A 23,510-nucleotide genomic window follows, 5' to 3' on the forward strand; every position below is an offset into this window, starting at 1 on the left:
CGACACGTCGGGCACTGCTCTTGCTGGATGACGGCACCCACAAGCCGGACGTCAGAAAGTCCGGCACACATAAGGAGAAGCCACATGTCCACCGCACAGAACCCGCGTGACGCGCTGAAGATTCTCGAAGAAGACCATCGCGACGTCGAGCAGCTTTTCGAAGCCTTCGACCGCGCGCCGAAAGACGATCTCGAACGCAAGTCCACGCTGGTTCAGCGCGCCTGCGAGCTGCTGACGATTCATGCGATCGTCGAAGAGGAATTGCTGTATCCCGCCGCGCGCGAAGCGCTCGGCACCGACGACGAAAAGATCGACGTGGAAGAAGCCTACGTCGAGCACTTTCTCGTCAAGACGCTGATCGAGAAATTCACGCAGCTCAAGGCCGGCGAAGAAGGCTTCGATGCGACGTTCCGCGTGCTGAAGGAAAACGTGATGCATCACGTCGAAGAAGAGGAATCGCAGCTTTTCAAGGAAGTGCGCAAGACCGGACTCGATCTCGCGGCGCTCGGCGAAAAGATCGAGGCGCGCAAGACGGAACTGCAGAACCGCCTCACCGAAGTCGCGACGAAAACGGGAACGGACTCGGTGACGGGCAAATCCGCGGCCACCGCGGACTGAATTGCAGCGCAAGACCCGGAGTGCGTGAGCGGCATGCGCGGCGCACAGTCGAGCCACGCACACCGGGAGAAAAAGCGATGAAACGATTGGACAGCGCGCTCGCGCACGATGCGGGCGCGGATATCGTCGGGCGCATCGACGCGCTCGACTGGGCGGAAATCGAAACGCAACTGGATCTGCAAGGCTCGGCCATCGCGCCGGGCCTTTTTACGCGCGACGAATGCGCGGCGCTCGCCGCGCTGTACGACGACGATGCGCTCTTTCGCAGCCGCATCGTGATGGAACGCCACAGCTTCGGGCGCGGCGAGTACAAGTACTTCGCTTACCCGCTGCCGTCCGTACTCGACGACGTGCGCCGCGCGGCATATGCGCATCTTGCGCCGGTGGCGAATCGGTGGAACGAGGTGATGGGCGTCGAGACGCGCTTTCCGGCGGATCACGCCGCGTTCATCGAGCGATGTCATCGCGCCGGACAGACGCGCCCGACGCCGCTTTTACTGCGCTACGTTCCCGGCGACTACAACTGCCTGCATCAGGATCTCTACGGCGAGCACGTCTTTCCGATCCAGATGGCGATTCTCTTGTCCGCGCCGCAATGCGATTTCACGGGCGGCGAATTCGTGATGACGGAGCAGCGGCCGCGCATGCAGTCGCGCGTGGAAGTGGTGCCGCTCACGCAAGGCGATGCGGTGTTTTTCGCCGTGCATCAGCGGCCGGTGCAGGGCACGCGCGGCGCGTATCGCGTGAACATGCGCCACGGCGTGAGCCGTCTGCGTTCGGGCAGGCGCCATATGCTCGGCGTGATATTCCACGACGCGCAGTGAGCGCGCGCCTGGTTACTCGTTTTCGTCGAAGTAGTGCCCGAAGCGCGCCTGCTTCGTCTTGATATAGCGTTCGTTTTCCTCGCGCATCGGAATGGCGAGCGCGACGCGTTCGCTCACGGGAATGTCGTGCCTGAGCAGCGTGTCGAATTTCGACGGATTGTTGCTCATCAGCCGCACCGATTTCACGTTCATCGCGCGCAGGATGGCGGCGGCCGAATCGTACTCGCGGGCGTCGTCGGGAAGACCGAGATGCAGGTTCGCATCGACGGTATCGAGTCCCTGTTCCTGCAGCGCATACGCGCGGATCTTGTTCGCGAGGCCGATGCCGCGCCCTTCGTGCCCGCGCAGATAGAGCAGGATGCCGCGGCTTTCCGCGGCGATATAACGCAACGCGAGGTCGAGCTGTTCGCCGCAATCGCACCGATACGAGCCGAAGACGTCGCCGGTCACGCACTCGGAATGCAGGCGCGTCAGCACGGATTTGCCGTTGCCCACGTCGCCCATGACGAAGGCGATGTGCTCGACACCCGTCTCCTTCACGCGATAGACGTAAGAACCGAAAGTGCCGTAACGCGTCGGAATGGTGGCGGTCGCGGCCAGTTCGACGTCCGCGCATTCGGCGCATTCGCCGAAGCGGTGATGACTATCTTGCACGGCAAGCGTTGGAGAAACGGTTTTCATAAAGTCAATCAGCAAGTCCATGACGCCGGGAACGCGTGGCGCGATGCCCGGCCTGTCATGGTAAGGCGCATCGGGAAGGTTTGCAGATTGTCGCACGGCGCGCGCCGCCTTTACCCGATGCCCTCGCTGCTCACGCCTTTATGCCGGATTGTCGAACGTGCCGGGACTGCGGTCGGTGGCGCGCCATTCGGGCTTGCGCACCGGATCGGCGTTCTTCAGTGCGGCGCGCAAGGCGTCGGCATCGAGGTCCGCCGTGTAGACGGGCGTCGCGGGCTGCTGGCGCCATGAATCGTCGATTTCGCCGGCATCGACCGCATCGAAGCCGATTTCGTCGATCAGCTTCATCACGACCTGCTTCGCGCGATGATCGTCGCCCGCAACCGGAAGCGCGATGCGCCCGGGCGTGCCCGCGGGCTTGCCGTTCTTGCGCAGATGCGCCGCGTAGATATTGTTGAACGCCTTCACGACGGGCCGCCCGATCTGCTGCTCGACCCAGCGGCTTTCCGGCATGCCCTTTTCGATTTCCTCGATGCGCCCGTCGCGCTGCTGCGGATAGTAGTTGCCGGTATCGACGACCACCACGTTCGCCGGCACGCCCGCGAAGAGGTTCTTCGGCAGCCCCGGCACTTTCGCTTCCGGGATCGTCACGACGACGAGTTCCGCGCCCTTCACCGCCTCTTTCGCTTCGACGGCAACGGCGCCTGTCGTGCGCTCGACGTCGCGCAGGGACTCCGGCCCGCGCGAATTGGCGATGCTGACGTCGTGCCCGCACTGCGCGAACCGCTCCGCGAGAACCTGTCCGATGTTTCCCGCTCCAATGATGCCGATCTTCATAACCTCTCCTTGTTCGATGGCGGCCTGTCCCGGTACGCAAGCCCGATGCCGGGCCAAAGCAACGGCGAATCGACGCGATAGGCCAGATCAATTACAATGATAAAATCAATCCACTTCCAAGGATTGATAGTTTTAGTTCATACTTCACCTACTCCTTCAACACCACTGCAAGAGGAACTGGTAATGCCGATCATCAACAGCCAAGTCAAGCCGTTCAAGGCCACCGCATATCACAACGGCGAGTTCGTTACCGTCACCGACGAAAACCTGAAGGGCAAGTGGTCCGTGTTCGTTTTCTACCCGGCCGACTTCACGTTCGTCTGCCCGACGGAACTCGGCGATCTGGCTGATCGTTACGAAGAATTCAAGAAGCTGGGCGTCGAAATCTACGGCGTCTCGACCGATACGCACTTCACGCACAAGGCGTGGCACGACACGTCGGACACGATCGGCAAGATCAAGTATCCGATGATCGGCGACCCGACGCTCGCGATCTCGCGCAACTTCGACGTGCTGATCGAAGAAGAAGGCCTGGCGCTGCGCGGTACGTTCGTGATCAACCCGGAAGGCGAGATCAAGCTGTGCGAAGTCCACGACAACGGCATCGGCCGTGACGCGGGCGAACTGCTGCGCAAGGTGCAGGCCGCGCAATACGTCGCATCGCATCCGGGCGAAGTTTGCCCCGCCAAGTGGACGCCGGGCGCTGAAACGCTGACGCCGTCGCTCGACCTCATCGGCAAGATCTAAGCCTCGTCCCTCACGAGCGCTTGACCGGACTTGCCGCGCTCTGCGGCAAGTCCACAGAATCAAGACGTTTCCGACGCGGCGCCCGACGGCGCCGTGTCGGAACACGTCCGCACCATCCCAAGAACAACGTCACGGAACGGACAACGCCATGCTGGACGCCAACCTCAAGAATCAGTTGAAAGCCTATCTGGAAAAGGTCACCCGGCCCATCGAGCTCGTCGCCTTCCTCGACGACAGCGACAAGTCGCGTGAGCTGAAAAGCCTGCTCGACGAAATCGCTTCGCTGTCCACGCGGATCAGCGTCGTCGAGAAAGAGGACGCCGGCGCGCGCCGTCCGTCGTTCACCATCGGCGAACCGGGCAAGGCCGCGGGCATCCACTTCGCGGGCATCCCGATGGGCCACGAATTCACGTCGCTCGTGCTGGCGCTGCTTCAAACGGGCGGCCATCCGATCAAGCTCGACGACGCCACCATCGAGCAGATTCGCAATCTCGACGGCGACTATCAGTTCGAGACGTACTTCTCGCTGTCGTGCCAGAACTGCCCGGAAGTCGTGCAGGCGCTGAACGTGATGGCGATCATCAATCCGCGCATCCGGCACGTCGCGATCGACGGCGCGCTCTTCCAGAAGGAAGTCGAAGATCGGCAAGTCATGGCCGTCCCGACGATGTTCCTGAACGGCGAGAGCTTCGGCCAGGGCCGCAGCGGCGTGAAGGAAATTCTCGCGAAGCTCGACAGCGGTTCGGCCGCGCGCGCCGCGAAGGAACTGGAAAAGAAGCCGGTGTTCGACGTGCTGATCGTCGGCGGCGGTCCGGCTGGCGCGGCTGCCGCGATCTACTCGGCGCGCAAGGGCATTGCGACGGGCGTCGTCGCCGAGCGCTTCGGCGGCCAGGTGCTCGACACGATGGCGATCGAAAATTTCGTCTCCGTGCAGGAAACCGAAGGACCGAAGTTCGCGACGGCGCTCGAACAGCACGTCAAGAGCTATGAAGTCGACGTGATGGACGTGCAGCGCGCCGAAAAGCTGGTGCCGGGCCGCATCAACGAGGTGCATCTGGCGAGCGGCGCAGTGCTGAAGGCGAAGACGATCATTCTCGCCACAGGCGCGCGCTGGCGCGAAATCAACGTGCCGGGCGAGCGCGAATATCGCGGACGCGGCGTGGCGTACTGCCCGCACTGCGATGGCCCGCTCTTCAAGGGCAAGCGCGTTGCGGTGATCGGCGGCGGCAACTCGGGCGTCGAGGCGGCCATCGATCTGGCGGGCGTCGTGTCGGCGGTCACGCTGATCGAATTCGGCGCGGAACTGCGCGCCGACGCGGTCCTGCAGAAAAAGCTGCGCAGCCTGTCGAACGTGACCATCGTGACGAGCGCGCAGACGACGGAGATCACCGGCGACGGCAAGAAGGTCAACGGCCTGAAGTACACGGACCGCGCGACGGGCGAAAGCCACCGCGTCGAGCTGGAAGGCGTGTTCGTGCAGATCGGTCTCGTGCCGAACACGGAATGGCTCAAGGGCACGATCGAGCTCTCGAAGCACGGCGAGATCATCGTCGATGCGAAGGGCGCGACCTCGCTGCCGGGCGTGTTCGCCGCCGGCGACGTGACCACGGTTCCGTTCAAGCAGATCGTGATTGCGGTCGGCGAAGGCGCGAAGGCATCGCTCGGTGCGTTCGATCACCTGATCCGCGCATCGGTGGAAGACGAAGCCGAGGAAGCCGTCGCGGCGTAAGCGTCGGCAGCAGCAGAAACGAAAAAGGCGAACGGAGCGATCCGTTCGCCTCTTTCATTGGCGCGCCGCGTTCAATCGGCGGCCGATGCCTTCGGGTTCAGCGCGAGCGGAAACGTCACTTCGAAGACGCTGCCGTGCCCTTTCGCCGACTGAAAACGCAGCTCCCCGCCGAGCGTGCGCGAAAGCTCCTTGACGATGGCAAGCCCGAGTCCCGCGCCGGGGATATCGTCGGCGGCGGCGCGCTCGAATTCCTCGAACACGCGCTCCTGATCCGCCTCGCTGATGCCGACGCCGGTATCCGCGACACGCAAGCGCCAGCGGTCATCCGGCGCGGCGGTGATCGACAGCGCGATTTCGCCCGACGCCGTGTATTTGATCGCGTTCGACAGCAGATTGAGCGCGACCTGCTTCACCTTCAGCCGGTTCGACACCACCGCGCCGAGGTTCGAATCCAGTTGCCCGACGAGGTTCAGCCCCTTCGCTTCGCTCATGGCGCGGCACGCCTGCATCAGTTCGTCGTACAAGCCGGCGAGATCGAAACGGTCGACTGTGATCGTCGAATCGTCGCCGAGCAGCTTCGAGTATTCGAGCATTTCGTCAACGAGCGTCGCCATGTCCGCGACCTGACGGCTCGCCAGCCCGAGCGCGGTCTCGCGCCGTGCGGGCGAACGCGCCGCGAGTTGCAGCGCCGTCGAAAATACGTTGAGAAAGTTGCGCAAATCATGCGCGACGCGCCGCGTGACCTGCATGCGCGATTCGTACAAATCGCCGATGAGTTTCTGCCGCAGCGTCAGCTCGTAGTTCGCGCGTTCGAGCATGCCGGTGTATTCATCGATCTTGCGGTCGCGCTCGCTCACGGCTTCGCGAATCGACGCGAGCGTGACGAGGCTCACCACTTCGTCCGTCATGAGGCGCGCGTCTTCTTCGTCGGCGCGAGTGAAATCTTCATGCGATGCCGCGTATTCGCCGATTGCCGACACGAGCACTTGCCGAAACAGATCCAGCTCGCGCACCAGTTCGTCGATGCGATAGCCCTGCTGCCAGCGCCATTGCCCATGCTGACGTGCGTCGCGTTCGAGCGCGCTTTCCTGTTCGCTGAGATTGCGCGACGCGATGACCGCGCAGATTTCCTCGAAGACGCTTGGAAGATGATCCGCCAGTTGGCGATAGGTGAGCTGGTCCGAATGCTCGACTTCCTGATCCCCGAAAACCAGCTTCATCCAGCGTTCGGTCAGCGCGGCCTGCTGCTGTCGCAGCGCGTCCGCCAGCCCGGGCATGCCGCCGGCTGCGATGTCGCTCATGTGCGATTCTCCGATTCCTGTGCGCCGCCGACGGCGCGCGTCGAGCGAAGGTGATAAGCAGGAGCGACGGACGTCGACGAGACCGTCTTTCGTGCGGATACCCCGGCAGTATAGGCCGGCGTGCGCGCGTTCCGCGTTAATCCGACCGATCTTTTTGGGCTTTGCGGTCAAAATTTACTTGCTTTACGGCAGCAAACGGAGCGCGCCTTTACTGCGGCCGCCCGTTGTCCCGAAGCATCTGCACGAACTGGCGCGCGGCGGGCGAAAGCGCCCCGCCCTTGCGCGTGACGATGCCGTAGGTCTGCGACTTCAACTTCATACGTATCGGGAGCACGCGCAGCATGCCGTGACGCTCGAACACGCGCGCGACGCTTACAGGAAGAATCGACACGAGCTCCGGGCTTTCCTGCAAAAGCGTCACGGTGACGAGCGGCGACGCCGTGGAGATGGGATTGGCGGGCATCGGCAGGCCGGCGAGATCGAGTTCGCGCTCGAGCAGCGCGCTCATCGGAAGATAGCTCGGATACGTGACCCACCGATGATTCGCGAGATCCGCGAGGCCGATTTCCCGCGCCGCGCGCGCATGACCGTGGCCGACGACGATGCAAAGCGGCTCGTCGGTGAGCGGCTGATAGTGATATTTCGATGGCTGATCCGACACGCTCGCGCGCCCGATGACGAGATCGACGCGGCCGTCGTCGAGCATGAGAAGCATATGCGCGCTCGTGTCCTCGACAATCTCGACGGCAAGGTCCGGATGCTTCGCGTGCATCGCGTTGACCATCGGCGCGACGACGTCCGGCACCGCGCCCATGATGGTCCCGACCGTCAGCCGCCCGCCCGTGCCCGCGCGAATCTGCGCGACTTCCTGGCAGAGCGCGCTGAGATCGGCGGCGAGCACGCGCGCGTAGCGCACGACGCACCGGCCGAACGGATTCGGAATGAGTCCGCTCTTCGCGCGCTCGAAAAGCTGCGCTTCAAGCATCGATTCGAGCTCGGCGAGCGCCTTGCTCGCGGCGGACTGGGTCATCGCCATGGCGCTCGACGCCTTGTGCAGCGACTTGTGATCGTCGAGCGCGATCAACAACTGCAACTGCTTCATGCGCAGCCGCGACATCAGGACATCCAGGGTGTTCTTCATTGCCGGCGAGTAGGCGCGGGCGATTCCGAAAAGCGATCAAGCGATGGAAAGCTTTCACTATACAGGCGCGCGCATGCAGCCGTATAGTCGGCGCAGCGCCACGCTCGCCAAGGCTCGGCAAAACTTGAATCGGCGCGCGCGGGCGACACATTCCACAGAAGGACGAGACATCATGCAACTCACAGGCAACCTGCTCATCGGCCAGCAATCCGTGCATGGCACGAACGGCTCCATCAAGGCCGTCAATGCGTCGACGGGCGCGGCCATCGAACCGGCTTTCGGCGGCGCGACGCTCGACGACCTCGACCGCGCGTGCGCGCTCGCGTGGTCCGCATTCGACGTCTATCGCGAAACCGCGCCGGAAGCGCGCGCGAAGTTTCTCGAAGCGATCGCACAAAACATCATCGATATCGGCGACGACCTGATCGAGCGCTGCATGATCGAAAGCGGCCTGCCGCGCGGTCGTCTCGAAGGCGAGCGCGGCCGCACGGTCGGTCAGTTGCGCATGTTCGCGGATGTCGTGCGTAACGGCGATTACCTCGGCGTTCGCATCGACCCGGCGCAACCCGAGCGCAAGCCGATGGCCCGCGCCGATTTGCGTCTGCGCTATATCGGCGTCGGCCCGGTCGCGGTCTTCGGCGCGAGCAACTTCCCGCTCGCGTTCTCGGTCGCGGGCGGCGACACGGCTTCCGCGCTCGCAGCCGGCTGCCCGGTGATCGCGAAGGCGCACTCCGCGCATCCCGGCACGGCGGAACTCGTCGGCCGCGCGGTGCAGAAGGCCGTGAAGGACTGCGGCATGCCCGAAGGCACGTTCTCGCTCCTGTACGACAGCGGCCGCGACATCGGCCAGGGACTGGTCAAGGATCACCGCGTGAAGGCGGCCGGTTTCACCGGCTCACGCGGCGGCGGCACGGCGCTGATGAAGCTCGCGGCCGCACGCGCCGAGCCGATTCCGGTCTACGCCGAAATGAGCAGCATCAATCCGGTTCTGCTGTTCCCGGCGGCGCTCGCGAATCGCGCGGAAGCCATGGCGCGCGGCTTCGTGCAATCGCTCGTGCTCGGCGCGGGCCAGTTCTGCACGAATCCGGGTCTCGTGCTCGCCATCGACGGTCCGGAACTCGACACGTTCATCGCGGCGGCATCGGCGGCGATGAAAGAAACGTCCGCGCAGACGATGCTCACGCCGGGCATCCACAAGGCCTACGAAGGCGCGGTCGAAAAGATCGCCTCGCACGCCGAGGTGAAGACCGCCGCGCGCGGCCTCGAAGCGCAGGGCGGCAATCAGGGCCAGGCTGCGCTCTTCGTGACGACCGCCGACGCGTTCCGCCGGCACCACGAACTGCAGGACGAAATCTTCGGCGCGTCGTCGCTCGTCGTGCGCTGCCCCGACCTCGCGTCCATGCGCGAGCTGGTCGAATCGCTGGAAGGCCAGTTGACGGCGGCGCTTCAGATCGACGAAGCCGATTACGCCGACGCCCGCACGTTCGTCCCCGCGCTCGAGCGCCGCACCGGCCGCATTCTGGTGAACGGCTTCGGCACCGGCGTCGAAGTGGGCCACGCGATGGTGCACGGCGGCCCGTATCCGTCGACGGCCGATGGACGCTCGACCTCCGTCGGCAGTCTCGCGATCGACCGCTTCCTGCGCCCGGTGAGCTATCAGGATCTGCCTGAAGCGCTCCTGCCCGACGCGCTGAAGCAGGACAATCCGCTCGGACTGAATCGCCGGATCGACGGCAAGCTGCAACTGGCGAGCTGATCGCCGAAAACCGGGGCGCCTTTGCCGGCGCTCCGGTTTTTGCTTCGCACCATTATTTTGGATTACTACATTATTCGCGGCACGCTCGGCATGGCCGGCGCCCGCCGCTGCCCACATGCAACAGCCGCCGCACACCGGAAGCGCTTTCGCCTCGGTGGGTTAGCCGGCAGCCGCCGGCCCTTGTCGTTTATCGGCTAATGATTGGCGTCTCAAAACCGCCGCCGCGCGCCCAAAATACCGCAAATTCAGTGACGAAAGAGCGTGACGCCGTGCCCGACGCGCGAGTGGCAGGCGGCGACAATCCGCGCTGTCGCACGCCGGATGACGCGTTACGAAACGCGACCTGGAGCGAGACCGCCGCCGCATCCGTCGCGAACCGCCTTCGGCTAGGTGCGAAACGCGATTGACGTCCGGCGACGGTTGACGCCATATTCGGATAGCGTTCCCCGCGCCGGCCCTTTTTCGCGCGCGGAAACGATACGAAGGATTGCTGCCGCCCGGCGAGCGACGCGCTCGCTCGCGCATGGCGGCCACGTTATCGCATATGTCCTTCGAGGGCTCCAGCATGACCACGCGTTTGACGTTTCCCGCATCCATGTTCTCCGTCGTCTGCCAGCGTTGCGGCAGCACGGTGCGCAAGAACGCCGACAGTTGCCCCAATTGCGGCGCCGACCGCAGCGCGACTTTCGGCAAGAAATCGGCCGGCAGCGACGCCTCGCCCGCCGAGCCGCTCGGCAGTATGTTCGAGCAGCAGTCCTCCGCGCCGCTCGCATCCGCCTCGCTTTCCGGACCCGCGCCCGAGCGCGAGGAGCCCGGCATGCGCTCCGGCTGGCCGGGCGGCTGGGACCCGAAACGCGCGAGCGAACGCATCGCGCAGAAGGCGGCCGAGCATCGCGCGAGACGCATCGAGCAATCCGCGCGCGACGCCTACGCCTATCCGAGCAACGATCCCGACGCCGTGCCCGGCTCCGCGCGGTGGAATCACAGGAAGACGATCATCGCGCTCGCATGCGCCCTCGCGCTCGCGGCCGGCGCAGCGGTCTACCTGCAGCACGGCACCGACGACGATGCCGCCGACGTCGGGCCGTCCGCCGATCTGAGCGCCTCCGGCGCCATCGACGCCAAGCTCGGCGCGCTCGGACGCGGCGCGACGGACACCGCCGATACCTCCGCTCAAAACAAGCCCGCCGACAAGACGCAGCCGCCCGCGCCAGCGCTCGCGCTCGCACCCGGCGACGCGCTGCAGGGCATGCGCGTGGCGCTGGACCGGCACGATCTGACGCTCGCGCGCACGCGGATGAAGGCGCTCGGCGCGCAAGACCAGACGCGCCCCGAATTCGACGCCATGAAGGACGAACTCGTGAAGCGCGAGCTTCAACGCGACGCCGCGCTGCAGCTTGCGCGCGCGTGCGAGCGCACGTCCGCGTGGGCGTGCGTGCAGCAGAACGCGGCGGAGGCGCTGGCGCTCGACGGCAGCAATCCCGAATCGCAGGCCATGCTCGAACAGGTGATCTCGCACGCGGGCTGGCTCGTCGCGACGCCGCAGGGCGTGAAGAAAGGCGCATCCCCCGCCGGGAACGCAACGAACGATGCAAATACCGCCGATTCCGCGACGTCCGTCAGCGGAAACGTGACGGTCCCCGACACGCCGGCGCCGCCCCCTGCGGCCGCTGCCGTCGCGCCGGCTCCTGCGCCCGCGCAGGCAAACGTTGCATCGCCCGGGTCGACGACGGTGCCACCGACGACCGCCGCCGCGTCCCGAAGCGCGTCTGACCGGCGCGCGGCGCAGCGCACCGCGCCCGCGGTCGCCGCTGCGGCGGCAGCGCGTCAGGCCGCGCTCGAACAGGCGCGTGAGCAGCCGGAATATCTGTCGCGAGCGGAGAAGATCGCGCGGGCGCAAGCCGCGACCAACGCAGTCGTCGCGGCGACCACGTTACAGCCGACTCCGACGCCGACACCGACTCCGACGCCGCTCGCGCCGACTCCGGCCACGCCGCCCGCCGTCGCTGCCGCAAAGCCTGCCGCCGCGGCGCCGGCTGCGCCCGAAGCGAAGCCATCGACCGCGCCCGCGGCGACGGCATCGCAGGCCACGCACAACGCCGGATCGGCGAACGGCATGTACGTCGGGCCGGGCGCGCCGAACTCCAACGGCATGTATGTCGCGCCGAGCGGCGCTCAGAACGACATGTACGTGGCGCCCGCCGCGCCGAACGGCATGTACGTCGCGCCGGCGGCACGGCCCGCGTCGCCGTCCGCCGCGCCCGCCGCGCTTCCTCAGCGCACGGCGCCCGCCGGCGCGCAGTCGTCCGCTGCGCCCGCCCCGACGCCGCCAACGGTGACGCAACTCGCGCCGGCGCAAACCGTCGCCACACAGCCTGCCGCACCGCACACGCTGCCGTCCGCCGTCCCGAGCGCGACGCCGCCCGCGCGCGGCGCGGCCATCGCCCAGCCGATCGCGACCGTCGCCACGACAGCGCCCGCCGCCAGCCCGACCGCGCGCGCGTCGACCATGTTCGCGGCATCGAACGTGACGGCGCGCATGGACACCGACAAGAGCGACGACGTCGAGCGCGCCATCAAGCAATACGGCTGGAGCAGCGGCGAACCGGCAGCGAAGCCCGCGCGCTAGCGCTGCGGGGCGTCACAGGAGGCATCACCGCATCACCCCGTCCCGCGCGGTGCCGGAGCATCGCGCGCTTTCGAAGAACCCGTCACACTCGACTCAAGGGTCAACCATGGTCTCCACCCGCTTCATGCGCAGGGCGCTCGCCCTGTGCGCCGCCATCGGGCTTGCCGGCGCAGCCGCAACCGCCTACGCCGATCCCGTGCCGTACAAGATCACCACCGGACAGGAACGCGGCACGTATATCCAGATCGGCCAGGACTTGTCGAAATACGTCGCCGCGCCCGCCGGCATGGACCTCGAAGTGCTGCCGTCGAAAGGATCGGCGGAAAACGTGCAGCGCATGCGCTACGAAGCCGGCGTGAAGTTCGCGCTCGTGCAGTCGGACGTGTATCAGGCGTACCTCGACATGGCGAGTTCCGGCAACGCCGATGCGGGCAAGATCATTCAGCCGCTGCGCCTCATCATGCCGCTCTATGACGAGGAGATTTACTTCGTCGTGCGCTCGGATTCGCCGCTCAAGACCATCAACGAGATCAAGGGCAAGAACATCAGCGTCGGGCCGATCGGCAGCGGCACGGCGCAGTCGTCGGAGACGCTGTATCGGCTCATGTTCGGCGAGCCGATCCCCGACGCGAACGAGCAGCACTACAACAACGAGGATTCGCTCGCGAAGCTGATCGTCGGCAAGATCGACGTGGCCGTGATCGTCGCCGGCCAGCCCGCGAAGCTCTTTCAGGACATGAATCCCGAGCTTCTGCAACAGATCCGGCTGCTGCGGCTCGATCCGTCCGCGCCCGAAACCGCGCGCGCGAAGCAGACGTATTTCCCCGCGACGATCCGCACGACGAGCTATCCCAACTGGATTCAGGAAGACACGCCCACGCTCACCGTGAAGGCGTTCCTCGTGACTTACGACTACGGCTTGCGCGGCACGGTGGGCGCGCTGTCGAAGTTCGCGGATTCGCTCTGCACGAACTTCGATACCTTGCAGGCGAACGGGCATCCGAAGTGGAAGCAAGTACATCTCGAACTGCCGCCGCTCACGCGCGGCTGGAAGTACTATCCGCCGATGGAAAAGCACCTGCGCGCGTGCATCGCGAAGCGCGCGGCGCTCGCGCAGTCGCAGGGCGCGGCGCAGACGGTGTCGGCGCGCGGCACGGAGGACGCCGCGAAGAAGAAATCGACGTGCACCGCGCAGGAGAAAGTGCTGCTTCTGTGCGACCAGTAAGCGCGCGGAGCTAGGACCGCAGCGCCGGCATGAGCGCGGCCAGCCGCGTCATGCCGCGCTCGATCGCATCGACGCTCGTGCCGCCGTAGCCGAACAGCATGCCCTGCATAAGCGCCCTGCCCGCGTAGAGGGGGCGAATGCCGTACAGCCCGACCGACGCCTCGCACGCCGCCGCGACGACGCGCGCCTCGTCGCACGACGCATCGAGGCGCGCGACGAGATGGATGCCGGCGGTCGCGGGCAGCGGCTCGAACCACGGCGCGAGTTCGCCGCACAGCCGCTCGATGAGCACGGCGCGGCGCGCGGCGTAAGTCTTGTGCATGCGGCGCAGGTGCTTCGCGTATGCGCCGTCGAGCATGAACGCGCCGAGCGCCGTCTGCGTAAGCATGCAGCCGTGCCAGTCCGTGACCTGCTTCGCATGCCAGAGCGGTTCGCGCAACGTCGCGGGCGGCACGACGTAGCCGATCCGCAAATCCGGAAAGAGCGTCTTCGAGAACGTCCCGACATACGCGACGAGCCCCGCGCGGTCCAGGCTTCTCAGCGATTCGACCGGGCGCCCTTCGAAGCGGAATTCGCCGTCGTAGTCGTCCTCGACGATCACCGCGCCGCGCCTCGCCGCCCATTCGAGCAATTCGACGCGCCGCTCGAGGCTCATCGGCATGCCGAGCGGAAACTGGTGCGACGGCGTGACATAGACGAGCCGCGTATTGCGCGGCAGCTTTCCGACAACGATACCCTCTTCATCCACCGGCACATGCGCGACGCCCGCCCCGAGCGCGGCGAAAAGCGCGCGCGCGGGCGGATAACCCGGCTCTTCCACCGCGACGACATCGCCCGGCTGCACGACCACGCGCGCGAGCAGATCGAGCGCCTGCTGCGCGCCCTGCGTCACGACGACGTCCTGCCAGTTGCACGCCACGGCGCGGCTGAACGCGAGATAGCGGGAAATGCCGAGCCGCAATTCCTGCTCGCCCGCGGGATCGCGATACGACGCCACCCCGCCGCCCGCGCGCGCCTGCGTGCGCAGCGCGTGGTTGAGCGCGCGGCACCAGGCGTCGTAGGGAAAGAGCGTCTTGTCGGTCACGCCGCCCTTGAAATCGCAGTCGAGCGCTTCCTCCGCGAGCGGCATCGGCATGGTCATGCGTTCGGGCAGCTTGCGCCAGATGCCCGCGGCGCGCGCGCGTGCCGACACCGGCTGCGCGTTCGCGCCCGGCAGCCGCGCGAGGCCATCGGCCACGAACGTGCCGTCGCCCGCGCGCGTGCGCAGGAAGCCCTCGGCGATCAGACGGTCGAAGACATCGAGCGTGGTTTTTCGGGAGACGCCGAGTTGCGTGGCGAGATCGCGCGTGGATGGCAGCCGCGCATTTGCCGCGAGCCGCCCTTCGACGATGCCCGCGCGCAGTTGCGCGTAAATCTGGCCGGTCAGATCGCGCCGGCCGTGCAGAGTGATGTGGATGTCCAAGAGGGTGGCGCTTCGACGCTGTACGGGCGAACGGTACAGCGGATTCTGCCACGCCTCAGCGTCTGCGGCCCACGCGTGGGTCAGCGCGGGGGGCGCGCCTTTGCGCGCGGATGGCGGCGGTACGCCGACATCGACGTCCATTCGCGCGTTGGCGTGACGGACGCGTCGAAAGGCTGCGGCCCGAGGCGGCACCCGAGCGCGCATTTGCGCAGCGCGTGATGACGCGCCCGCGCGCGCGCATTGAGACGGCGTTCGAGCACGGCGGCGCCGGTGAACCAGCGGTCGATGACCGCGCCGAGCGCCGCCAAAATGCCGACGCCCGCTATCCAGCCGGACGCGATGCTCCCGAACGTACACGAAACGTAAGCGCCGCCGAGCATCGCCGCGACGAACACCAGCATGACGAGCGCAAACGGCGGGGATTGCTCGTATTCGGTGTGGCACCGCTGACGCGCTTCGCCCATTGCTGCCCACTGTCCGAGACCGTATGCACTCGCTGCACGATTCATTTTTTTCTCCGCCGCGTGATGTTTGGGTCTGGAGAAGTTACGCAGATGAGAAGTGCAGCGATATGAGACTTTTCCGAACAATGGAATCCCATTAGGACGATTGACTTCTCGTCCCGACGCCGTGCTTCGAAGCGTGACGCGTTTCTGCTGACGACCGGCAATCTCCTTACTTCGCGCCCGGGAATTCCTGCACGTCGGCGTCCGCTTCGCCTGCGAGCGGCACGACGCCCGATGGTCCCATCGCGCGCGGCTGCAAAAGGAGCGCGACGAGCCCGGTCCATCCCGTCTGATGCGACGCCCCGACGCCGCGCCCGTTGTCGCCGTGAAAATACTCGTGAAAGAGCACGAGATCGCGCGAACGCGGGTCCGCCTGCAAGAGCGGATAGGCCGCCATCACCGGGCGCTCGCCGTTCTTGTCGAGCAGAAAGAGCGTGGTGACGCGGCGCGCGAGTTCATCGGCGATTTCGGCAAGCGAGAACTTCTGCCCCGAACCGGTCGGATATTCGACGCGGAAATCGTCGCCGTAATAGCGGTGGAATTCCAGAATGGATTCGATCAGCAGATAGTTCACCGGCATCCACACCGGCCCGCGCCAGTTCGAATTGCCGCCGAACACGCGCGATGTCGATTCGCCCGGCTGATACTGCACGCTGAAGCTCTCGCTGTTGTGATAGAAGACGAACGGCTCGTCGCGATGCACGCGCGAAAGCGCCCGCACGCCGTGATCGGAGAGAAATTCGGTTTCGTCGAGCACGCGCTTCAAGAGCGCCTTCATGCGATGCCCGCGCAAGAGCGACAACAGCACGCTATTGCCCTGCCCGGCGATGTTCCACCGCGACACGAGCCGGGACAGATCCGAGCGATGTTCCAGAAACCAGTGCAGCCGCTCGCGCAGTTCCGGCAGCGACTTGTACACGCGCGGCTCCAGAACGTGCACCGCGAAAAGCGGAATGAGACCGACGATCGAGCGCACGCGCATCGGCACGCTCGAGCCATCCGGCAGGCGCAGCTTGTCGTAGAAGAATTCGTCCTCGGTGTCCCAGAGGCCGGTGTCGCAACCGTCCTCGCAGCTCACGGCTTCCGCGATATACAAAAAGTGCTCGAAGAACTTCACGGCGATATCGACGAACACTTTGTTCGCATACGCCAGTTCGAGCGCGATGCGCATCAGATCGAGCGCGTAGGCGGCCATCCACGCGGTGCCGTCCGCCTGGTCGATATGCCCGCCCGTCGGCAGCGGCGAGGAACGATCGAAGATGCCGATGTTGTCCAGCCCGAGAAAGCCGCCCTGAAAGATGTTGCGGTCGTCGGCGTCCTTGCGGTTGACCCACCACGAGAAGTTGAGCAGCAGCTTGTGGAACACGAGCTCCAGAAAATCGCGGTCGCCGGTTCCGGTAATCGCGCGGTCGATTTCGTAGACGCGCCACGTCGCCCACGCGTGGACGGGCGGGTTCGCATCGCCGAAAGCCCATTCGTAGGCGGGCAACTGGCCGTTCGGATGCTGGTAGCGGTCCTTCACGAGCAGAAGCAATTGCCGTTTGGCGAATGCGGGATCGATGAGCGCGAACGCCGCCGCATGAAACGCGAGGTCCCACGACGCGTACCACGGGTATTCCCACTTGTCCGGCATCGACACGATGTCCGCGTTGCACAGATGCCGCCAGTCCGCGTTGCGCCCGAAGCGCCGCTGCTTCGGCGGCTTCGGCTGCAGCGGATCGCCGTCGAGCCAGCGCGTGACATCGAACTGATAGTACTGCTTCGACCACAGCATGCCCGCGAGCGCCTGCCGCTGCACGAGCCGCTGATCCGCGCCGGCGATGTCGTGCTGAAGCGCGGCATAGAACTCGTCCGCTTCCGCGATGCGCCGCGCGAAAAGCGCGTCGGCGTCGAATGGCGCGGCGTCCGGCTGCGATTCCGGGCGCCAGCGCAGATAGACCGTCGCGCGCGCGTGCGGCGCGAGTTCGACATGCACGCGCGCCGCCGCGCGCGTGCCGCTCTCGCGGCTGATCGCGGCTTCGTCGTTCTGCACGATGTAGTCGTTGAAGCCGTCCTTGAACGGGCCCGCGCCTTCCATGCGGTACAGGCGCTTCACGTTCGTCTCGTTCTCGCAGAACAGCCATTCGACGTTCGCCGCGTCCGGCGACCACGCCGTGACGACCATCGGTTCGTGCCCGAGATGCGCCGCCGCCACATATGTCGCCCCGCCCGCCGTTTTCAGCGTGAGCGACGGCTTGCCCGGCGCCGGCTTCCACGACCACGTATTGCGCGCCCAGACTTGCGGCAGCACATCGAGCGCGGCCGGATTCTCCGCGCGATTTTCGATGGAGACGCGCATCACGATGTCGTCGGGCGTGTGCTTCGCGTATTCCACCTGCACGTCGAAGTAGCGCCCGTCGTCGAATGCGCCGGTATCGAGCACTTCGTATTCGGGCATGTCGGCGCCGCGCCGCGCGTTTTCGTCGACGAGATCGGCGTAGGGAAACGCCGCGTGCGGATACTTGTACAGCATCCGCATGTAGGAATGCGTCGGCGTGCCGTCGACGTAGAAGTACAGCTCCTTCACGTCCTCGCCGTGATTGCCTTCCTGATTCGTGAGGCCGAAGAGCCGCTCCTTTAGGATCGGATCACGCCCGTTCCAGAGCGCGAGCGAGACGCACCAGTTCAGCTTGTCGTCGCCGAAACCGGCGATGCCGTCCTCGCCCCAGCGATACGCGCGGCTGCGTGCGTGATCGTGCGGGAAGTATTCCCACGCGGTGCCGGATTCGCTGTAATCCTCGCGCACGGTGCCCCATTGACGCTCGCTCAGATACGGCCCCCAGCGCTGCCAGCGCGGGCATTCGCCGGAATGCAGCCGCGAGCCTTCGACGGTGTCGAGCTGGTTGACGGTGCGCGTCTTGGTCATGGCATCTCCTGAAACGCGGCCTCGGGGCCGCTTACGGCAAACGGCTAATTTAGCGCGTTTTGGCGAAACGACTGCGATGCGTCGCGCGCTCGACGGCCTAGATGCGCGCGAGCAGCGCCTCGATGCGCAGCAGCTCCGCGAGCGACCACGCCTGAAACGGCGTGCCGCCGGGCGTGTGCGGCGCATCGCCGTCCGCGACTTCGCTGATGTGATCGATGCCGTAACGCTTGAGATGCGCGTAAAGCGGCGCGAGAAAGCGCTCGCGCACGCCGTCCGCGCCATGCACGCGCAGCCACGCTTCGACGAACGGACCCATCAGCCACGGCCACACGGTGCCCTGATGATAGGCGCCGTCGCGCGAAAGCACGCCGCCTGCATAGTGCGGGCAATACGCTGCATCCGTGGGCGAAAGCGTGCGCAATCCGAGCGGCGTCAGCAGATGCGCTTCGACCTGAGCGACGACCGCGCGGGCGACGTCGCCATCGACGAGCGGAAACGGCAGCCCGCCAACCGCGAAGATCTGATTCGGGCGGATCGAGCGGTCGAGCTTGCCGCGCTCGTGATCGGCATCGACGACATCGAAGAGCGCGTGCGTTTGCGGATCGACGAAACGCGCGGCGAAGGCCTGCCGCGCGCGCTCGCCAAGCGCCTCCCAGCGCGGATTCCACGCCGACGCTATCGCGAGCGCGTTGATCCACAGCGCCTGGACTTCCACCGGCTTGCCGATGCGCGGCGTCACGACCCAGTCGCCCGCCTTCGCGTCCATCCACGTCAGTTGCACGCCGGGCACGCCCGCGCGCAGCAGGCCGTCGTCGTCGGCGGCAATCTGGAAGCGCGTGCCGCGCGAATAGCCTTCGAGGATCGCGTCCACCGTGCGCTGAAGACGGCTCGTCGTGGCCGCGACCGCGTGGCCGGTCGCAAGATAATCGTGGACGGCGATCACGAACCACAGCGACGCATCCACGGAGTTGTATTCCGGCTGGCCGCCGCTATCGGCGAAGCGGTTCGGCAGCATGCCTTCGGAGAGCGTGTCGGTCCATTCGAGCAGAATCGCTTCGGCGTCGTCGAAGCGTCCGGCGGCGATGAGCAGGCCGCGCATCGCGATGAAGGTGTCGCGGCCCCAGTCGGTGAACCACGGAAAGCCCGCGATGATCGTGCGCCCGCCCTTGCGATCGACCACATATGCGTCGGCGGCGCGCGCGAGACGCGAGCCGAAGGCCGCGCGGCGCTCGGCCTCGCGCGCGGCGAGACGCGATGCGCGAGCGAGCGCGTCGGAGTCGGCGCGCGGCTCGGCGCCGGAATCGGCATGCAGCACGAGCACGCCTTCGGCGCGCGCGAGATCGAAAGTAAAGACGCCGGGCGTCGCCAGGTCTTCGACGAAATCCAGCCCGCGCTCGCGCTCGCGCACGTAACAGAAATTGCGATACCAGTCGGGCGCGTGGCGATACGCCCCGTTCGCCTGCGCGCCGATGGCCGGCAAATCCGCATAAGGCCGCCAGTGGACGCGCTCGCCATCGACGCTGGCATCGAAGGAGAACGCCGCATTCTCGCGATGCAGCGCGTGATAGTCGCGCCCCGAGAGTAGCGGGCGAACGTGGAGCATCGCGCTCTGTGCATCGCGCGCGCCTTCCAGACGCCAGCGCAGCACGGTCTCGCCCGTATCCTTCGCGACAAACGCCTCGGCCACGACGTGCGCGTCATCGCGTGCGCGAAAGCGCCAGGTCGGCCACGGCGACGTATCGAAGGCAACGAGGTGCGCGGATACATCCGGATAGATCACGTCCGGCGCGTAACGCTGCATGGTGAGCGCGACGCGCGCGCCGTCGAGTTCGAGCCACGCCTCGACGCCGTTCACCAGCACGACGCGGCCAGTGGGCGGCTGCGTGGCCGTCAGCAGCAGCGCCTGATAGCGGCGCGTGCGCAGCGTGCCGGCCGTGCCGGATGCAAAGCCGCCGAAGGCGTCGGCTTCGAGCCATTCGTCTTCGAGGCGCGACGGATCGATGGCCGTCATGACGCCGCCCGCTGCGGTATCGGTTCGATGTTCGGTTTCGGCATGGCTTTGTCGGATGCAAATGCGCGGCGGTCCGCGACTTTCGCATTCTCGCGCGCCCGCGCCCGCCGCGCACCAACCGCGCCGTGGACTTTCCTCTCTCATTAATATGCGCAACGTTTCACTAAACGATAATGGTTTCGTTACACGGATATAAGAGCGCGTTGATTATTTCTGAGATTAATCTTAATGTGAACGATTAAAAAGAGCGCTCATAACATCGACGGAAATTTTTTTTATTGACGTTTACCGAACGGGCGCGCTAATTCATATAATCAACGGACTTCCATAGCACGCCGGCCCGATCCGTCCGTCCAACGAGCATTTCGGCAAACCCTTTACTGGATACCCGTCCCACGCCATTCGCCGCCCGCTAAACGCATTCGCACATGACACTTAAAAACAGAATCAGCACGCTCTCGCTGGCGTCCGCGGATTATCTCCTCACGGACATGCGAACCGGCATAATCAGCCGCGCTATTCATTCGGAATCGCCCGGCATCGTTATTTATGTCCTTAAAACCGGGAATGGCGCGCAATACTACGCGCAGTTCGATTATCTGCAATATCGCAGCCGTAATGACATTTTGCTCGCGGCGCTCGAAGCGGGCCTGACCGTCACGCTGCGCGCCGACGCGAACCACGACATCACCGACGTCGCCGCCACGCTGCCGCCTTCCGTCCCGCTGCCGGCGCTCGGCATGACCTGGCGCCTGCTGGAAGACGTCCGGACGGGCGCCGTCGTGCAAGTGGAGGAAGCCGATTCGATCAGCAGCATCGCGTATATCGTGCGCAGCCCGGACGGTTCGCATCATTGCGCGCAGCTCTGCACGCGCGACGGCGGCTACCGCGACACGCTCCTGATGGCCGCGCTGCGCGCGCGGCTGCCCGTGACGGTCGCGGGCGACGCGGACTATTACCTGACGGCGGTTTCGGTCGGGTCGAAGGGATTCGGGCCGCATATCAGCAGCGCGCCCGGTTTCGTGTCGGGCACGCCGCGCTCCGGTCTGATCGACGAGATCATCGACCGCGAACTGCACGACACGCTTTCGGTCGTCGTCAAGACGCCGGAGGGCACGCGGTATCACGCGGAAATAGACCGGCAGGAACACGCGAACCGGAATCACCTGCTGATGATGTCCCTGCGCTCGGCGCTGCCCGTCACCGTGTGCGGCAACGACGAGCACTACATAACGGGCGTCGCGGTGGGCGCGTCGTCGGCGGGGGCCGCGCCGCCGCTGATTCTTTTCGGGCTCAAGCTGACGGAGACGCGCGCGGGCGCCGTGGTGCGCATCGTCGATTCCGATACGCTGGACGACGTGCGCTACGTACTGCGCACGCCGGACGGCACGCACTACTGCGCGCGGATGAACACGACGAAGCACGCGAGCCGGCATCGCATGCTGATGACGGCGCTGGCGCTCAATCTGCCCGTCAGCATCGCGGCGAACGGCGACTCGGCGATCACGGGCGTCGCGGTCGGGCTGCCGCGCGGCGGCATGCCGGGCTTCCGGTGCGAAGCGAGACGTTTCGCTGGCACGCGCAAGGGCCGCATCGTCAGGATGATCGACTTCGACGCGCTCGGCGCCGACGTCGTCTACGTGCTGCAAACCGCCGATGGCGACGAATACGGCTTGCCGGCTTTCACGCGCAGCCAGCCGGGACGCGCCGCGCTGCTCGGCATCGCGCTGCTGTCCGAACTGACCGTGACGGCGACCGGCGGCAAGAGCGAAGGCCGCGAAAGCCACGCGGCCAGCCTCATCGTGGAGCGCGGCTAGATGCGGTCGAAGGTGGACGCGATCACGCCGCGAACACCGTCACCGCGTGAATCAGCAGGCCGACCGCGCCGCCGACGAGCGTTCCGTTCACGCGGATGAACTGCAGGTCGCGCCCGATATTGAGTTCGACGTCGCGCACGAGCGTCGCGTCGTCCCATTGCTTGACGGTCGCGGCGATGTGCTTCGCAATGCCTTCGCGCAGTTCGGGCGCGAGCGCCTTCAACGCGTCGCGCATGTGCTCGTTGATCGAGTCGCGCAGGAGCGGATCGCCGCCTAGCGCCTGCGCGAAGCCCGCCGCGACTTCCACCACTTTGCCGTGCAGCGCGGAATCGGGGCGCTTCAGGTCGGCGGCGAGCCACGTCGTGAATTCGTCCCAGAGGCCGTTCACGTAACCGCGCAGTTCGGGGCGGTCGAGCCATTCGCGCTTGTGCTCGTCGATGCGCGCCTTGAACGCCGGATCGGACTTCAGCCGTTCGACGAAGCGCTCGACGGCGGCATCGAACGCCTTGCGGCGCTCGTGCTCGGGATCGCTCGTAACGTCGTGCAGCCATTGATTCGCGCCGCGCACGAGTCCCGCCGCGAACTTGTTGCCGAGGTCGCCGGCGTCCAGCCCGACGAAGCCGAGCATGCCGACAAGCTTCGGATACTCCTCGCCCGCCACCGCGACGATGCGCGCCGCGAGCATTTCCTGCACTTCGGGCTTATCGAGCCACCCGGCAAGCTGCTTCAGGCCTTCGTCGAGCAGCAGTTGATGACGCCGGTCGGCGGTCAGCGTGGAGAGCAGATGGCCTGCGGCGGCGGAAAGATCGAAGGCATCGGCGCGGCGGCGGATGGCTTCGTAGAGCATCGACTTGACGCGCGTATCGTCGATAAAGGAAAGCAGCTGCCCGACCGCCCCGACCGCGCGGTTGCCGAGCAACTCGGCGTTTTTCGGCTCCGCGAGCCAGATCGAGAGGCGGCTCGCCGGGTCGAACGCGTTCACGCGCGCGACGAGCGCATCGGTGCCGAGAAAACGGTCGCGCACGAACACCGCGAGGTTGTCCGCGACGCGCGCCTTGTTCGCCGGGAGAATCGCGGTATGCGGAACCGGCACGCCGAGCGGATGCCGGAACAGCGCGACCACGGCGAACCAGTCGGCGAGCGCGCCGACCATCGCGGCTTCCGCGAACGCGGAGACCCACGCCCACGCGCCGGCATCGTGCTGGCTCTTCGCGAGCGCGAACAGCACGCCCGCGCCAACCAGCAGCGCGGCGGCGAACCACTTCATTCTTCTGAGCGCTACGGCTTTATCCTGCGTTTCCATCTACTTGGTCGTTGGTGGTGG

General features: G+C 66.0%; 17 protein-coding genes. 8 read left to right on the forward strand and 9 right to left on the reverse strand.

Annotated elements, in window-relative coordinates; genetic code table 11:
• Window positions 1-84: 84 nt before the first annotated feature.
• Together LDZ27_RS18370 and LDZ27_RS18375 are read left to right on the forward strand one after the other, a co-directional pair.
• The gene (locus LDZ27_RS18370) at window positions 85-618 is read left to right on the forward strand and encodes a hemerythrin domain-containing protein (protein WP_244816311.1); all 534 of its coding nucleotides are present in this window, start codon (window positions 85-87) and stop codon (window positions 616-618) included.
• A 77-nt stretch (window positions 619-695) separates the two neighbouring features.
• On the forward strand, window positions 696-1,442 hold the full coding sequence (locus tag LDZ27_RS18375; protein ID WP_244816312.1) for a 2OG-Fe(II) oxygenase: 747 nt from the start codon (window positions 696-698) through the stop codon (window positions 1,440-1,442).
• 12 nt (window positions 1,443-1,454) lie between these two features.
• On the opposite strand, the gene ribA is transcribed toward LDZ27_RS18375, so the two are convergent.
• Together ribA and LDZ27_RS18385 are read right to left on the reverse strand one after the other, a co-directional pair.
• On the reverse strand, window positions 1,455-2,123 hold the full coding sequence (gene ribA, locus LDZ27_RS18380; protein ID WP_244816313.1) for a GTP cyclohydrolase II: 669 nt from the start codon (window positions 2,121-2,123) through the stop codon (window positions 1,455-1,457).
• 138 nt (window positions 2,124-2,261) lie between these two features.
• Window positions 2,262-2,957 (reverse strand): NADPH-dependent F420 reductase, encoded by a 696-nt coding sequence (locus LDZ27_RS18385; protein WP_244816314.1) that lies wholly within the window; start codon window positions 2,955-2,957, stop codon window positions 2,262-2,264.
• 183 nt (window positions 2,958-3,140) lie between these two features.
• Between LDZ27_RS18385 and ahpC the strand changes: the two genes are divergently transcribed.
• A complete protein-coding gene (gene ahpC / locus LDZ27_RS18390) occupies window positions 3,141-3,704 on the forward strand; it encodes an alkyl hydroperoxide reductase subunit C (protein WP_244816315.1) in 564 nt (187 codons plus the stop codon).
• 148 nt (window positions 3,705-3,852) lie between these two features.
• Complete coding sequence (gene ahpF, locus LDZ27_RS18395) at window positions 3,853-5,433, forward strand: alkyl hydroperoxide reductase subunit F (RefSeq protein WP_244816316.1); 1,581 nt, start codon at window positions 3,853-3,855, stop codon at window positions 5,431-5,433.
• Window positions 5,434-5,504: 71 nt separating this feature from the next.
• Here ahpF and LDZ27_RS18400 read toward each other — a convergent pair whose 3' ends face one another.
• Window positions 5,505-6,734, reverse strand: coding sequence for a HAMP domain-containing sensor histidine kinase (locus LDZ27_RS18400; RefSeq protein WP_244816317.1), 1,230 nt, complete (start codon window positions 6,732-6,734; stop codon window positions 5,505-5,507).
• 208 nt (window positions 6,735-6,942) lie between these two features.
• Window positions 6,943-7,875 (reverse strand): LysR family transcriptional regulator, encoded by a 933-nt coding sequence (locus LDZ27_RS18405; RefSeq protein WP_244816318.1) that lies wholly within the window; start codon window positions 7,873-7,875, stop codon window positions 6,943-6,945.
• A gap of 172 nt (window positions 7,876-8,047) precedes the next feature.
• On the opposite strand from LDZ27_RS18405, the gene LDZ27_RS18410 reads away from it, so the two are divergent.
• The 3 genes from LDZ27_RS18410 (at window position 8,048) to LDZ27_RS18420 (ending at window position 13,485) form a co-directional block, all read left to right on the forward strand.
• Entirely contained in the window at window positions 8,048-9,631 is a 1,584-nt protein-coding gene (locus LDZ27_RS18410) for an aldehyde dehydrogenase (NADP(+)) (RefSeq protein ID WP_244816319.1), read from the forward strand.
• A 565-nt stretch (window positions 9,632-10,196) separates the two neighbouring features.
• Complete coding sequence (locus LDZ27_RS18415; RefSeq protein WP_244816320.1) at window positions 10,197-12,260, forward strand: zinc ribbon domain-containing protein; 2,064 nt, start codon at window positions 10,197-10,199, stop codon at window positions 12,258-12,260.
• A 106-nt stretch (window positions 12,261-12,366) separates the two neighbouring features.
• Window positions 12,367-13,485, forward strand: coding sequence for a TAXI family TRAP transporter solute-binding subunit (locus tag LDZ27_RS18420; protein WP_244816321.1), 1,119 nt, complete (start codon window positions 12,367-12,369; stop codon window positions 13,483-13,485).
• Between the two features lie 10 nt (window positions 13,486-13,495).
• Here LDZ27_RS18420 and LDZ27_RS18425 read toward each other — a convergent pair whose 3' ends face one another.
• The 4 genes from LDZ27_RS18425 to LDZ27_RS18440 all read right to left on the reverse strand — a co-directional run bounded on the left by LDZ27_RS18425 (window position 13,496) and on the right by LDZ27_RS18440 (window position 20,369).
• Entirely contained in the window at window positions 13,496-14,947 is a 1,452-nt protein-coding gene (locus LDZ27_RS18425; protein WP_244816322.1) for a PLP-dependent aminotransferase family protein, read from the reverse strand.
• A gap of 80 nt (window positions 14,948-15,027) precedes the next feature.
• Window positions 15,028-15,456, reverse strand: coding sequence for a hypothetical protein (locus LDZ27_RS18430; protein ID WP_244816323.1), 429 nt, complete (start codon window positions 15,454-15,456; stop codon window positions 15,028-15,030).
• A gap of 166 nt (window positions 15,457-15,622) precedes the next feature.
• Complete coding sequence (locus tag LDZ27_RS18435; RefSeq protein ID WP_244816324.1) at window positions 15,623-18,358, reverse strand: glucosidase; 2,736 nt, start codon at window positions 18,356-18,358, stop codon at window positions 15,623-15,625.
• A gap of 97 nt (window positions 18,359-18,455) precedes the next feature.
• The gene (locus LDZ27_RS18440) at window positions 18,456-20,369 is read right to left on the reverse strand and encodes an amylo-alpha-1,6-glucosidase (RefSeq protein WP_244816325.1); all 1,914 of its coding nucleotides are present in this window, start codon (window positions 20,367-20,369) and stop codon (window positions 18,456-18,458) included.
• A 428-nt stretch (window positions 20,370-20,797) separates the two neighbouring features.
• On the opposite strand from LDZ27_RS18440, the gene LDZ27_RS18445 reads away from it, so the two are divergent.
• A complete protein-coding gene (locus LDZ27_RS18445; RefSeq protein WP_244816326.1) occupies window positions 20,798-22,186 on the forward strand; it encodes a hypothetical protein in 1,389 nt (462 codons plus the stop codon).
• Between the two features lie 22 nt (window positions 22,187-22,208).
• Here the strand turns inward: LDZ27_RS18445 and LDZ27_RS18450 are convergent, their stop codons facing one another.
• Window positions 22,209-23,489 (reverse strand): DUF445 domain-containing protein, encoded by a 1,281-nt coding sequence (locus tag LDZ27_RS18450; RefSeq protein ID WP_244816327.1) that lies wholly within the window; start codon window positions 23,487-23,489, stop codon window positions 22,209-22,211.
• Window positions 23,490-23,510 lie beyond the last annotated feature (21 nt).

The organism is Caballeronia sp. Lep1P3 (assembly GCF_022879595.1).
Taxonomy (GTDB): Bacteria; Pseudomonadota; Gammaproteobacteria; order Burkholderiales; family Burkholderiaceae; genus Caballeronia.